The sequence below is a fragment of the Citrobacter sp. Cb041 genome (genome assembly GCF_030336655.1).
Lineage (GTDB): Bacteria > Pseudomonadota > Gammaproteobacteria > Enterobacterales > Enterobacteriaceae > Citrobacter > Citrobacter braakii.
This window is the reverse complement of the sequence record NZ_JAOWDD010000036.1, coordinates 302782-315764: the sequence shown is the minus strand read 5'-3', so window position 1 is coordinate 315764 and position 12983 is coordinate 302782. Positions and strand designations below refer to the sequence as shown.

General features: G+C 54.7%; 15 protein-coding genes. 10 read left to right on the top strand and 5 right to left on the bottom strand.

Annotation, left to right across the window (positions count from 1 at the left end; all coding sequences use genetic code 11):
* On the bottom strand, positions 1-1527 hold the full coding sequence (gene ftsY / locus OGV52_RS10200; RefSeq protein ID WP_200052011.1) for a signal recognition particle-docking protein FtsY: 1527 nt from the start codon (positions 1525-1527) through the stop codon (positions 1-3).
* 276 nt (positions 1528-1803) lie between these two features.
* Here ftsY and rsmD point away from each other — a divergent pair, with 276 nt between their 5' ends.
* Together rsmD and OGV52_RS10190 are read left to right on the top strand one after the other, a co-directional pair.
* Complete coding sequence (gene rsmD, locus OGV52_RS10195) at positions 1804-2400, top strand: 16S rRNA (guanine(966)-N(2))-methyltransferase (RefSeq protein WP_016157666.1); 597 nt, start codon at positions 1804-1806, stop codon at positions 2398-2400.
* The gene (locus OGV52_RS10190) at positions 2390-2665 is read left to right on the top strand and encodes a DUF1145 family protein (protein WP_016154842.1); all 276 of its coding nucleotides are present in this window, start codon (positions 2390-2392) and stop codon (positions 2663-2665) included. Before rsmD ends, OGV52_RS10190 begins: the two co-directional genes overlap by 11 nt.
* Before the next feature lie 84 nt (positions 2666-2749).
* Here OGV52_RS10190 and OGV52_RS10185 read toward each other — a convergent pair whose 3' ends face one another.
* Complete coding sequence (locus tag OGV52_RS10185; RefSeq protein ID WP_016154843.1) at positions 2750-3124, bottom strand: DUF2500 domain-containing protein; 375 nt, start codon at positions 3122-3124, stop codon at positions 2750-2752.
* A 141-nt stretch (positions 3125-3265) separates the two neighbouring features.
* Here OGV52_RS10185 and OGV52_RS10180 point away from each other — a divergent pair, with 141 nt between their 5' ends.
* On the top strand, positions 3266-3892 hold the full coding sequence (locus tag OGV52_RS10180; RefSeq protein ID WP_016154844.1) for a lysoplasmalogenase: 627 nt from the start codon (positions 3266-3268) through the stop codon (positions 3890-3892).
* A 74-nt stretch (positions 3893-3966) separates the two neighbouring features.
* The gene (gene zntA / locus OGV52_RS10175) at positions 3967-6165 is read left to right on the top strand and encodes a Zn(II)/Cd(II)/Pb(II) translocating P-type ATPase ZntA (RefSeq protein WP_287108451.1); all 2199 of its coding nucleotides are present in this window, start codon (positions 3967-3969) and stop codon (positions 6163-6165) included.
* A 46-nt stretch (positions 6166-6211) separates the two neighbouring features.
* On the opposite strand, the gene tusA is transcribed toward zntA, so the two are convergent.
* Positions 6212-6457, bottom strand: a complete 246-nt coding sequence (gene tusA / locus OGV52_RS10170; protein WP_003827551.1) for a sulfurtransferase TusA — start codon at positions 6455-6457, stop codon at positions 6212-6214.
* Positions 6458-6625: 168 nt separating this feature from the next.
* Between tusA and OGV52_RS10165 the strand changes: the two genes are divergently transcribed.
* A complete protein-coding gene (locus OGV52_RS10165; protein WP_019078120.1) occupies positions 6626-7291 on the top strand; it encodes a 7-cyano-7-deazaguanine/7-aminomethyl-7-deazaguanine transporter in 666 nt (221 codons plus the stop codon).
* Between the two features lie 72 nt (positions 7292-7363).
* Positions 7364-7921, top strand: a complete 558-nt coding sequence (locus OGV52_RS10160; RefSeq protein WP_016154847.1) for a DcrB family lipoprotein — start codon at positions 7364-7366, stop codon at positions 7919-7921.
* 3 nt (positions 7922-7924) lie between these two features.
* Here the strand turns inward: OGV52_RS10160 and OGV52_RS10155 are convergent, their stop codons facing one another.
* Positions 7925-9142: an MFS transporter gene (locus tag OGV52_RS10155; RefSeq protein WP_049283121.1), complete on the bottom strand. Its 1218-nt coding sequence runs from the start codon at positions 9140-9142 to the stop codon at positions 7925-7927.
* 133 nt (positions 9143-9275) lie between these two features.
* Here OGV52_RS10155 and OGV52_RS10150 point away from each other — a divergent pair, with 133 nt between their 5' ends.
* Together OGV52_RS10150 and acpT are read left to right on the top strand one after the other, a co-directional pair.
* Entirely contained in the window at positions 9276-10325 is a 1050-nt protein-coding gene (locus tag OGV52_RS10150) for an AI-2E family transporter (RefSeq protein ID WP_259688782.1), read from the top strand.
* A gap of 62 nt (positions 10326-10387) precedes the next feature.
* Positions 10388-10978, top strand: a complete 591-nt coding sequence (gene acpT / locus OGV52_RS10145; protein ID WP_181220949.1) for a 4'-phosphopantetheinyl transferase AcpT — start codon at positions 10388-10390, stop codon at positions 10976-10978.
* Here the strand turns inward: acpT and OGV52_RS10140 are convergent.
* On the bottom strand, positions 10970-11476 hold the full coding sequence (locus OGV52_RS10140; protein ID WP_019078109.1) for a phenolic acid decarboxylase: 507 nt from the start codon (positions 11474-11476) through the stop codon (positions 10970-10972). The two genes, acpT and OGV52_RS10140, sit on opposite strands and share 9 nt — an antisense overlap.
* Before the next feature lie 99 nt (positions 11477-11575).
* On the opposite strand from OGV52_RS10140, the gene OGV52_RS10135 reads away from it, so the two are divergent.
* Both OGV52_RS10135 and nikR read left to right on the top strand, forming a co-directional pair.
* The gene (locus tag OGV52_RS10135; protein WP_047501400.1) at positions 11576-12436 is read left to right on the top strand and encodes a LysR family transcriptional regulator; all 861 of its coding nucleotides are present in this window, start codon (positions 11576-11578) and stop codon (positions 12434-12436) included.
* A 91-nt stretch (positions 12437-12527) separates the two neighbouring features.
* Positions 12528-12929 carry a nickel-responsive transcriptional regulator NikR gene (gene nikR, locus OGV52_RS10125; protein ID WP_200046833.1) on the top strand — a complete coding sequence of 134 codons (402 nt, stop codon included), beginning with the start codon at positions 12528-12530 and terminating at the stop codon, positions 12927-12929.
* Positions 12930-12983 lie beyond the last annotated feature (54 nt).

Below are 12983 nucleotides of genomic sequence, written 5' to 3'. Positions count from 1 at the left end.
TTAATCCTCTCGGGCAAAAAGTGCCTCTATAAAATCGTCCGCTTTAAACGGACGTAAATCCTCGATACGTTCGCCTACACCGATATAGCGGATAGGGATGCCAAACTGATCGGCAACCGAGAAGATGACCCCGCCCTTCGCTGTACCGTCCAGCTTAGTCAGGGTGATACCGGTTAAGCCCACGGCTTCATGGAACAGTTTGGCCTGGCTTATCGCATTCTGCCCGGTGCTGGCGTCGATAGTCAGCATAACTTCATGCGGCGCATCTTCGTCGAGCTTCTTCATGACGCGAACGATTTTTTTCAATTCTTCCATCAGGTGCGATTTGTTCTGCAAACGCCCCGCGGTATCAGCGATCAGCACATCTACATTACGCGCCTTCGCCGCCTGGATGGCATCAAAGATGACGGACGCGGAATCTGCGCCGGTATGCTGAGCAATCACCGGGATGTTGTTACGCTGACCCCAGACCTGCAGCTGCTCTACCGCCGCCGCACGGAAGGTATCGCCCGCCGCCAGCATCACCGATTTACCCTGCTGCTCAAACTGACGCGCCAGCTTTCCGATAGTGGTGGTTTTACCCACGCCGTTGACCCCAACCATTAAGATAACAAACGGCGTCTTGCCATCAACATTCAGCGGTTCTTCCACCTTCGCCAGAATCTCGCCCATCTCTTCTTTCAGCAGGCCGTACAGCGCTTCCGCGTCTTTGAGCTGCTTACGGCTGGCACCTTCCGTCAGATTCGCAATAATCTTGCGGGTCGTTTCTACGCCCACGTCGGCGATCAGCAGTTGCTCTTCCAGCTCTTCAAACAGATCATCGTCGATCTTTTTACCACGGAACAGACTGATAAATCCGGAACCAAGGTTTTCTTTTGTTTTCAGGAGGCTGCGTTTCAGACGCGCAAAGAAACCTTCTTTCGTTGGTTTTTCCTGCTCCTGGACTCCCTCTTCTTCTGTCGGTGCTTCTATGGCAGGTTCTTCTACCGGCACCACCATCACGGCTTCTTCAGCTGCCTCAGCCGCCAGCGCCTGCGCTTCCAGCTCTTCATCAGTCAGGTGCGGTTCGTTTTCGGCTTCCTCTTCAACCGCCTCAACGATTTCCACGGTTTCCGCTTCGGCCTGCCACTCTTCGGCAGAAACCTCTTCGGTTTTCACCTCTTCCGGCAGCGGCAATTCTTCGCGTTCGATAACCGTCGCCGCTGGCGTTTCCACAACAGGTTCAGCAGCGGGTTCAGCAACCAGCTCAATCTCCGGCTGCGATTGTTCGGCAACAGGTTCTGCTTCCGGCTGCAGTTTTTCGATTTCCGCAACCTGTTCAGTCACTTCAACAACTTCAGCTGCAAAAGCTTCCGTTTCCGCCTCGCTACGGGTTTCCTCGGCGCGCGGCTGTTCGTCAACGACGGTAGTTTCTTCAGCAACCGGTTGTTGTTCTTCGTTTTTTAATTCTGTCTCGTTTTCCGGTGCCTGCTCTTTTTGACCAAAGCCCAGCCAGGAAAAAAAGCCACGTTTTTTCTCTTTCGCCATTTGCGACTACACTCCCCCGCTGTTGCTTCATGGCACAGCGTCAACGCTATGTACATAGCAGCTAAAAAAATGATGAAATAGTCTATCACTTATACCCGATGAATTTCGAGTTACGTCAAGGCGGCAAGCGCACGAATCCCGATGAGCTTACTTTTAGTAAGTGATTTGGGTGAGAAAGTGCAGCCAACGAAGAGGTAACTTGAAAGGCGACGGGTTAACTTAACTCACATCACCGCCTGGAATGACACGTCAGCAGCGGATTGAGCAATAATTGAAATGAAAAAACCGAATCACTCTGGTAGCGGCCAGATCCGCATTATTGGTGGTCAATGGCGTGGCCGTAAACTCCCGGTTCCGGATAGTCCCGGTCTGCGCCCAACCACCGACCGCGTACGCGAAACCTTATTTAACTGGCTGGCCCCGGTAATGGTCGATGCTCACTGCCTGGACTGCTTCGCCGGCAGCGGCGCGCTGGGGCTGGAAGCCCTCTCTCGCTATGCGGCAAATGCGACGCTTCTGGAAATGGATCGCGCGGTATCACAGCAGCTACAAAACAATCTCGCCACGCTGAAAGCTCCCCATGCCCGGGTCGTCAACACCAATACCCTGACATTTTTGGCCCAGACGGGTACGCCGCATAACGTGGTGTTTGTTGACCCGCCGTTTCGCAAAGGATTACTGGAAGAAACATTAACTCTTCTGGAAACTCATGGCTGGCTGGCAAATGAAGCGTATATTTACGTTGAAAGCGAAGTAGAAAACGGTTTGCCGCCGGTTCCGGTGAACTGGTCGCTGTACCGCGAAAAAGTCGCCGGACAGGTCGCCTATCGCCTTTACCAACGTGAAGCACGAGGAGAACACGATGCTGATTAACCTGGGACGCCTGCTGATGTTGTGCGTCTGGGCATTTTTACTACTCAATATTTTCCAACCCTTTCCACGCCCGCTTAACATCTTCGTTAACGTCGCACTGATTTTTATGGTGCTGATGCATGGCATGCAACTGGCGCTGTTAAAAAGCACCATGCCTAAAGATGGCCCGCAGATGACCCGCGGAGAGAAAATCCGTATTTTTCTGTTCGGCGTCTTTGAGTTACTGGTTTGGCAGAAGAAGATTAAAGATCAGTTGAAGAAGTAACTGTGATCTTTTCGCCCGGCGGCGCTTAGCAGGCCGGGGCGACAAAATCTCCAGGCCGGACAAAGCGTAAGCCGCCATCCGGCATCAGTCAGATGAAACCTTAGCGTTCACTGTAAAATCAACAAAACGCGAACCTTTATAACTCAGCGTTCCCTTATCCCCGACCGTTAACGCATGGTACTGCTGGGCATCCAGACGAAACGTCTGCTCGAAGCCACCACTTTGTGGCTTAAAACTGACTTCATAGCGCATGCTGGTCCCTGCCGGGCTCACTTCCTGCTGGCGGGATCGCCGATCGTTAAGCGGTTTTTCCCGTTTGTTACTCACCACCACCTGCTTTTGCACTAACGGCGCAGTATCATTATCGGCTTTTTCACGCCGCTGCTGAACGAAGCGAAACGACGCAGCAACAACGATTAATACAATGATAACAATGAAGAAAAGTGGTGGTTTGCTCATATTATTAACCCATCAGAAAATGCGGAAATAAGCATACATTGCCTGTTATGGTGTTGTCATCTGGCAGGGTCGACCTCTACACTGAACAGTAGAGCCGTGAGCACCCCGCTTACGAAAAAATAACGAATTCAAGGAACTAAGATGCTTTGGTCGTTTATCGCTGTCTGCCTTTCCGCATGGTTGTTCGTGGATGCTTCCTATCGTGGGCCCGCCTGGCAACGCTGGGTCTTTAAACCCCTAACGTTACTCCTGCTGGCGCTGCTGGCCTGGCAGGCGCCAATGTTTAATGCTGTCAGCTATCTGGTGCTGGCTGGCCTGCTTGCCTCGCTGCTGGGCGATGCGCTGACGCTGTTACCGCGCCAACGCCTTTTGTATGCCGTGGGGGCATTCTTCCTGTCGCATCTGCTGTATACCATTTACTTCGCCAGCCAAATGACGCTGTCGTTCTTCTGGCCTTTGCCGTTGGTGCTGGTGGTGCTGGGGGCGTTGCTGATTGCCGTGATCTGGACGCGACTTGAAGAGCTACGCATCGCTATCTGTACCTTTATTGGTATCACGCTGATGATGGTCTGGATGGCTGGTGAGCTGTGGTTTTTCCGCCCGACCGCTCCGGCGCTGTCGGCCTTTATGGGCGCATCACTCCTGTTCATCGGCAACATTGTCTGGCTGGGTAGCCATTACCGTCGCCGCTTTCGCGCCGATAACGCAATTGCTGCCGCCTGCTACTTCGCCGGACATTTCCTGATTGTTCGTTCGTTGTATCTTTAAAACGCTTGACTCTGGAGTCGACTCCAGAGTGTATCCTCCGGTTAATATGAAATGATTATCAACCGGAGGATGCCATGTCGACACCCGATTCCAGTGGCAAAAAAGCCCCACAATTTTCTTCTTTCAAGCTAGTGCCTGCGCCACAAAAGGCTGACGACTGCTGCTGCGAAGGAAGTTGCTCCACCCCACCCCCCGTATCCGGTACCGTAATGGGTACCCGCTACTCCTGGAAAGTGGCAGGCATGGACTGTGCAGCCTGCGCCCGAAAAGTGGAGAATGCGGTCCGCCAGGTCAACGGCGTCAACCAGGTCCAGGTTCTGTTCGCCACCGAAAAACTGGTAGTCGACGCAGGTTCTGATATCCGCCTGCAAGTTGAAAGCGCAGTGCAAAAGGCAGGCTATACCCTGCGCGATGAGCACGCGCCAGACGCCGCCCCCGAGTCGCGGTTTAAAGAGAACCTGCCGCTGATTTCGCTGATTATCATGATGGCGATTAGCTGGGGGCTGGAGCAGCTCAATCACCCCTTTGGCCAGATAGCATTTATCGCCACCACGCTGGTAGGTCTGTATCCCATTGCCCGTCAGGCCCTGCGTCTGATGAAAACCGGCAGCTACTTTGCCATTGAAACGTTGATGAGCGTGGCCGCCATTGGCGCACTGTTTATCGGCGCGACGGCAGAAGCCGCCATGGTGCTACTGCTGTTTTTAATTGGCGAACGCCTGGAAGGATGGGCCGCCAGCCGCGCCCGTAAAGGGGTCAGCGCACTGATGGCGCTCAAGCCGGAAACCGCCACGCGCCTGCGTAACGGCGAGCGCGAAGAGGTTGCTATCAATACTCTCCAGCCAGGCGATGTTATCGAGGTTGCCGCGGGTGGGCGTTTACCTGCCGACGGCAAGCTGGTCTCCGGGTTTGCCAGCTTTGATGAAAGCGCCCTGACCGGCGAATCGATACCGGTTGAGCGCGCCACCGGCGAGAAAGTCCCGGCGGGCGCCACCAGCGTGGACCGTCTGGTAACACTGGAAGTACTCTCCGAACCGGGTGCCAGCGCCATTGACCGTATTCTGAAATTGATTGAAGAAGCGGAAGAACGCCGCGCCCCCATTGAGCGCTTTATTGACCGTTTCAGCCGGATTTACACCCCAGCCATTATGGCGGTTGCGTTGTTGGTCACCCTTGTACCACCGCTGCTGTTTGCCGCATCCTGGCAGGAGTGGATTTATAAAGGGCTGACGCTGCTGCTGATTGGCTGTCCATGTGCGCTGGTGATTTCCACACCCGCCGCCATTACCTCTGGCCTTGCCGCAGCGGCGCGTCGTGGCGCGTTAATCAAAGGCGGGGCCGCGCTGGAGCAGTTGGGTAGGATAACGCAGGTCGCGTTTGATAAAACCGGCACCCTGACCGTCGGTAAACCGCGCGTCACGGCGATTCACCCGGCAAGCGGTATTGGCGAGGCAGAACTGCTGGCGCTGGCGGCAGCAGTAGAGCAAGGCGCGACGCACCCGCTGGCGCAGGCGATTGTTCGGGAAGCCCAAACGCGCGAACTGACTATCCCTGTCGCAAAAGATCAGCGGGCGCTGGTTGGCTCTGGCATTGAAGCACTGGTCAACGGCGAACGCGTGCTGATTTGCGCCGCCGGTAAGCAGCCTGCCGATGCTTTTGCCGGGCAGATAAGCGAGCTGGAAAGCGTGGGTCAAACGGTGGTACTGGTGCTGCGTAACGATGCCGTTCTCGGCGTGCTGGCCCTACAGGACACGCTGCGCGACGACGCCCGTAGCGCCATCAGCGAGCTTAATCACATTGGCGTGAAAGGGGTGATTCTGACGGGCGATAACCCGCGAGCGGCAGCAGCTATTGCCAGTGAATTGGGTCTCGAATTCAAAGCGGGTCTATTACCGGAAGATAAAGTACAGGCCGTTACCCATCTTAACCAACAGTCGCCGCTGGCGATGGTCGGCGACGGCATCAACGACGCTCCGGCAATGAAAGCAGCCACCATTGGCATTGCGATGGGAAGCGGGACCGATGTCGCGCTGGAAACCGCCGATGCCGCCCTGACCCACAACCGCCTGCGTGGTCTGGTGCAAATGATTCAGTTAGCCCGCGCCACCCACGCCAATATTCGCCAGAACATTGCGATTGCGCTAGGCCTGAAGGGGATTTTCCTCGTCACCACGCTGCTCGGGATAACCGGACTGTGGCTGGCGGTGCTGGCAGATACGGGGGCGACGGTACTGGTGACCGCTAACGCGCTGCGGTTACTACGTAAAGGATAATGCGTCTGTGCCGGACGGCAGTTGCATTAGCGCCATCCGGCTAAGATTACTGGCCTTTGCGCACCAGATAGCGGTACGGCAGAGAGTCGGTCTCTTTTGCTACCAGCTCATGCTCCATAAAGGTACAGAAGCCGGGAATGTCACGGGTTGTCGCCGGATCGTCGGCGACAATCAGCAGCGTTTCACCCGCTTGCATGCCGCGCACGGTTTTACGCACCATCATTACGGGTTCCGGGCAGCGCAGCCCCTGGGCATCAAGAGTATGGTCGGGAGAGGTAAACAGATCGCTCATCGTAGTCTCGTTCATTCAAAAACGGCGTTATTTTACGCTCTGTTGTGACGTAAGCCAATCAGGTTAACGATTGCGTGAAAAACAACCATTGCAATGTGCTCTTAAAGCAGTATCATGCGACGGTTTTTTATTGGGTTCCCTCACCCCATCCAACAAAAAGGTCACAAAATGACTCCGTTTACACAATCTCAACGCGTAAAAGCGTTGTTTTGGCTATCGCTATTTCATCTGCTGGTGATCACCTCCAGCAACTATCTGGTGCAGCTACCGATCTCCATTTTTGGTTTCCATACCACATGGGGCGCTTTCAGCTTTCCGTTTATTTTCCTCGCGACCGATCTGACCGTGCGTATTTTTGGCGCGCCGTTGGCACGACGTATCATCTTTGCGGTAATGATCCCCGCGCTGCTGATCTCCTATGTCGTTTCATCACTGTTCTATATGGGATCGTGGCAGGGATTCGGCGCACTGCTGCACTTTAATCTGTTTGTCGCCCGTATCGCCGCCGCCAGCTTTATGGCTTACGCGCTGGGTCAAATTCTGGATGTGCATGTCTTTAACCGTCTGCGTCAGAACCGTCGCTGGTGGCTGGCGCCAACGGCTTCCACGCTGTTTGGCAACATCAGCGATACGTTAGCCTTCTTCTTTATCGCTTTCTGGCGCAGCCCGGATGCCTTTATGGCCGAGCACTGGATGGAAATCGCGCTGGTCGACTACTGCTTCAAAGTGCTGATCAGCATTATTTTCTTCCTGCCGATGTACGGCGTGCTGCTGAATATGTTACTGAAAAGGCTGGCAGATAAATCCGAAATCTCTGCATTGCAGACGAGTTAAAGGTTCATTTTCCGAGTTGTGATAAGATGGACGAATGAGCCGTTATGGCCGTTTATCGAAAGGAAGAAGTCAATGCGCAATCTGGTTAAATATGTCGGTATTGGCCTGCTGGTTATGGGGCTTGCGGCCTGTGATAATAGCGATACAAAAGCGCCAGCAGAGGGTGCTGCCGCAGAAAGTAGCGCCACCGGACAACCGGTCAGCCTGTTGGACGGTAAACTCAGTTTTTCCCTGCCAGCGGATATGACCGATCAGAGCGGCAAACTGGGCACCCAGGCGAACAATATGCACGTTTATTCTGACGCAACCGGCCAGAAAGCGGTGATTGTGATTGTTGGCGACAATACCAACGAAGACCTGGCTGTGCTGGCAAAACGCCTGGAAGATCAGCAGCGTAGCCGCGACCCGCAGTTGCAGGTCGTCACCAATAAATCTATTGAGCTGAAAGGCCACACGCTGCAGCAGTTAGACAGCATCATCTCGGCCAAAGGCCAGACCGCTTACTCTTCCGTGGTGTTGGGTAAAGTCGATAACCAACTGCTGACTCTGCAAATCACGCTGCCTGCTGACGATCAGCAAAAAGCGCAGACTACCGCAGAAAACATCATTAACACGCTGGTTATCCAGTAACGGTTAAGACGATGACTCGGCCTCCGGTGACACCACCTGAGGCCGTTTTTTTAATCGCCAGGTCAGCAATAACGCCACCGCCACCAGCCCTGCCGCCGCCAGATAGATAACCGGCACGCCCGCCCAGGTCATGACCAGCCCGGCCAGCGGCCCCGTAACTCCCAGTGATAAATCCATAAACACCGTATACGTCGCCAGCGCAGCGCCCTGATTTTGCTGCGGGACGGCTTTTACCGCCACCACGCCCAGCGCCGGGAACACCAGCGAGAACCCTGCACCAGCCAGCAGGACACCGCTTTTCGCCATCCACGGCATGGAAGCCATCCCGACCAGCAGCAACCCAACAATCTCGACGCTAAAGCAGATCATCGCCACATTTAGTCCACCTAACCGGTTGATACCATTTGGGAATAACAGGCGGGTCCCCACAAACGTGCAGCTAAAAAGCGTTAGCGCGAAAGCGGCGCCGTCCCAGCCTTTGGCATCATAAAACAGGGTAATGAAAGTGGCGATCACGCCAAATCCGGCTGAGGCCAGGGCCAGCGCCATGCCGTACAACCAGACACGCCCAAGCACCGCGCGAAACGGCAACGGTTTGCCTTTGCTGGCCTTTACCGCCGGACGAGGGAGCGCCAGCAGTATTGCCAACAGAGCCACGCCCATCACGGTCATCGCCAATCCCTGTAAGCCACCCCAGGCATAAAACAGAACGCCCAGCGGAGCGCCTATCGCCATCGCGCCATAGGTCACGATGCCGTTCCACGAAATCACCCGTCCGATGTGCATTGAACCAACGACCCCAACCCCCCACAGCGTAGAGCCAGTCCCGGCAAAGCTTTGCCCGATCCCTAGAATCACGCGCCCCAGGCATAACAGCAGCAGGCTGGCCAACGGCCAGCCATTCGTGAAGCCCGCCAGGAAGTAGCCCAGACCACTTAAAAAACAGCCACACAGTCCGAATACCACAATCTTCTTTGGCCCCAGCAGGTCGGCATAGCGACCGGCATGTGGACGGCTCAGCAGCGTAGCGAAATATTGCAGGCTGATGACCAGCCCTGCCCAAAAAGCACTAAATCCCATCACATCATGGACATAGCCTGGCAATACAGCGAGCGGCAGACCAATGGTCAGGTAGCTGGCGAAGTTAAACATCACCACAGAGACAATACGCAGATTAAGGCGTAAACCGCTAAGCGTCGGTTCAGCGACGGGTTCGGGCATGGAGGATCACCACGTTTTCACAACAGTGTTTCATTTCTACCATGTTGCCGGGCAGAAATCAGTAGTCAGTTTAGGAATATCAGTCGCAAGTCAGCCGCTACACTTAATGCAAAAACGCAAACAGGAAGACGACATGACAACCACCCAGCCCGATAAAACGGGTTTGCACATTCTGCTCAAACTGGCCGCTCTGGTGGTGATCCTCGCGGGTATTCATGCCGCGGCGGATATCATCGTACAGCTTCTGCTGGCCCTTTTTTTTGCCATTGTATTGAATCCGCTGGTCATCTGGTTTATTCGCCGGGGTGTACGTCGGCCGGTCGCGATAACGTTAGTCGTGGTGGTGATGCTGATCGTTCTTACGGCGTTAATCGGCGTTCTGGCGTCATCCATTACTGAATTCATGGCCATGCTGCCAAAATACAATAAGGAGCTGACGCGCAAGGTTCTGTATCTGCAAGAGATGGTGCCTTTTCTGAATCTGCATATGTCCCCGGAGCGCATGCTGCAACGTATGGACTCCGACAAGCTGATGACCTTCACAACCACGCTGATGACAAGTCTTTCTGGTGCCATGGCCAGCGTCGTTCTGCTGGTGATGACGGTGGTCTTTATGTTGTTTGAGGTGCGTCATGTTCCCTATAAGCTGCGCTTTGCGCTGAACAACCCCCAAATCCATATTGCGGGGCTGCATCGGGCGCTGAAAGGTGTTTCTCACTATCTGGCGCTGAAAACGTTGCTCAGCTTATGGACCGGTGCCATCGTCTGGCTGGGACTGGCGCTAATGGGGATTCAGTTTGCTCTGATGTGGGGTGTGCTGGCATTCCTGCTAAACTACGTGCCCAACATTGGCTCGGTCATTTCCGCCGTTCCACCCATGATCCAGGCGCTGCTGTTCAACGGCGTTTACGAATGCGTGCTGGTTGGGGCGCTGTTTCTGGTGGTGCATATGGTAATTGGCAACATCCTCGAGCCCCGCATGATGGGGCACCGGCTGGGATTATCGACGCTAATCGTCTTTCTCTCTCTGTTGGTGTGGGGATGGCTGCTTGGTCCGGTAGGTATGCTGCTCTCCGTGCCGTTAACCAGCGTGTGTAAAATCTGGATGGAAACCACCACTGGCGGTAGCAAACTGGCAATTTTGCTGGGACCCGGCAGGCCCAAAACCCGATTACCTGGATAAACTTGCAAACAGCATGTATAGAATGGTAAACAACCCCATTATTACTAAAGGTTAGCCTTGATATGTACCGGATCGTTCTTGGGAAAGTTTCTGTTTTAAGCGCTGGCGCACTGCCTGCCGCACTGCGTGAGCAGGCCCCGCAAGGCGCTCGTCGTGCGCGCTGGCTGGCAGGTCGCGTGCTGCTTTCCCATACTCTTTCGCCATTACCGGACATCGTCTACAGCGAGCAAGGAAAACCGGCCTTTTCCGCCGACACACCGCTGTGGTTCAATCTCAGCCACAGCGGTGATGATATTGCCCTGCTGCTCAGCGACGAAGGGGAAGTCGGCTGTGATATTGAAGTCGTTCGCCCGCGCGATAACTGGCAGACGCTGGCAAATACGGTGTTCAGTCTCAGGGAACATGCCGAAGTTGAGGCCGAACACCCGGAGCAACAGCTGGCGGCGTTCTGGCGCATCTGGACGCGTAAAGAAGCTATCGTGAAACAGCGTGGCGGCAGCGCCTGGCAAATTGTCAGCGTCGACAGCACCGTGCTAACCTCCTCACTCTCGGTCAGCCAGTGCCAGCTCGATACCCTGAGCCTGGCGGTGTGTACCCCCACGCCGTTTACCCTGACCGCCGACGCCGTGCAGCGTCTGGAAGCCTTAGCGTAAATTTTCCGGGAAGTTTTCCGGCAATTCATTGGCCGCACAGGCAATAACGCTGTCATTATTCGCCCCACAGTCACGCACGAAGGTGATGGTCGCAAACTCGTCAATCACCTCAGTTGGATATGCCGGACCCGCATCGCGATATGACATCATCAGCGGAATATGGTCATTCTGGAAACAGACCGTTTTTTGTGGATTGTTAATCACCCAGCGTGGGAAAAAGATGGTGCCGTGAAAGAGTTTGTCGCCCAGATTTACGATCAGGCTGACGTCGGTCCCGGTCGGTTCGGTCCATGAAATTTTATAAACACTCTCGCCAACCCGCACAATGTACGCCCGCTGATCCTTCACCCAACGATTCCCCACAATGCCGCTGTGAATACGGTAATCCAGAGTGGTGTCGTTTTTCACGTAGATCTCGTAATTCCAGCCATTATCGTAGGTATAGACCAGATGTTTGCCGACAAAGCCGCTCAAATCATGTTTATCAAAAGTGCTCATATTCGTTCTCCTCTTACTTGATGCGAGGATCTTACCGCTTCAAAAATTGGATGAATAACGCTATGTTTACATCATATTCATTCAATTTTTAGATGAGTTATGCACAAGACAACGCTGGAGCAATGGGCCTTACTGGAGAAAGTCGTGGAGCTGGGCAGCTTTGCGAAAGCTGCGGAAGAGACCAACCGTAGCCAGTCTTCGGTGAGCTACAATCTGGCGCTACTGCAGGAGCGGCTTGGCGTGACGCTGCTGACGCCGGAAGGTCGCAGGGCGGTATTAACCCCTGCGGGAGAGCTACTGTTGGGCCAGGTCAAACCGTTACTGAAGGCCTTTTTATGGGTGGAAACCCGGGCAGCAACATTGCAAAACGGCACGCGAACGCGGCTGGATTTCATGGTAGATAGCATCTTCCCACGCAAACGCCTGTTCGCGATCCTCAAGCAGTTTCAGCAAGCGTGGCCGCAGACGCAGGTACGTTTGACCGAAGTGCTGGAGAATGCTGACGATCGACTGGCGGCGCATGCCGATGCGGACGTGATGGTCCTGACCCGACGCCAGGATATCACCGGACGCGGCGAATGGCTGATGAATATTGACTTCGTGGCCGTTGCCCACCGCGATCACCCGCTCTGCATGCTGGATGCGCCGCTGGATGAAGACGCGTTACGCGCGTGGCCGCTGATTCGCATTGCCGATCGCGACAACCCGCAGCAAGCGGTGCGCGATGCCTGGACCTTCTCGACCATTGATGCCGCGATTGAGGCGGTGATGTATCAGGTCGGTTACGGCTGGTTGCCTGAGGAGCGAATTCAGCAGCAGCTTGAGCAGGGGCTATTACGCCCGCTGCCGTTAAGCCATGGCGCTCGCCGTGCCACCCCGCTGCATCTGATCGTCAAAGACACGCTCGCGCCGCTGGATGAACAGGTAAGAACTCTGCTGCGTTTATTGCGAGAGCATTAACCTTTTCCCCGGATGCCGGACGTGTGTTACAAAATACGCTATTCCCCTTACTCCCTGTGCGCCCACGCGCCACATGAAAGGTTAATTGCAGATGCAACGAGTCACCATTACCCTCGATGACGATTTACTGGAAACGCTCGACAGCCTGAGCCAGCGCCGTGGCTATAACAACCGTTCCGAAGCGATCCGCGATATTCTGCGCGGCACACTGGCGCAGGAAACTACCCAGGAGCACGGCACTCAGGGATTCGCAGTGCTCTCGTATGTTTATGAGCATGAGAAGCGTGACCTGGCGAGCCGTATTGTTTCCACCCAACATCACCACCACGATTTATCAGTCGCCACGCTGCACGTGCACATCAACCATGACGACTGTCTGGAAATCGCTGTGCTAAAAGGTGACATGGGCGATGTGCAGCATTTTGCCGATGACGTGATTTCCCAGCGCGGCGTGCGCCACGGTCATCTGCAGTGCCTGCCGAAAGAAGAGTAATTGCCTGTTATGTTGCCCGGCCTACATTCATTCCCGTTTGTAGGCCGGGTAAGG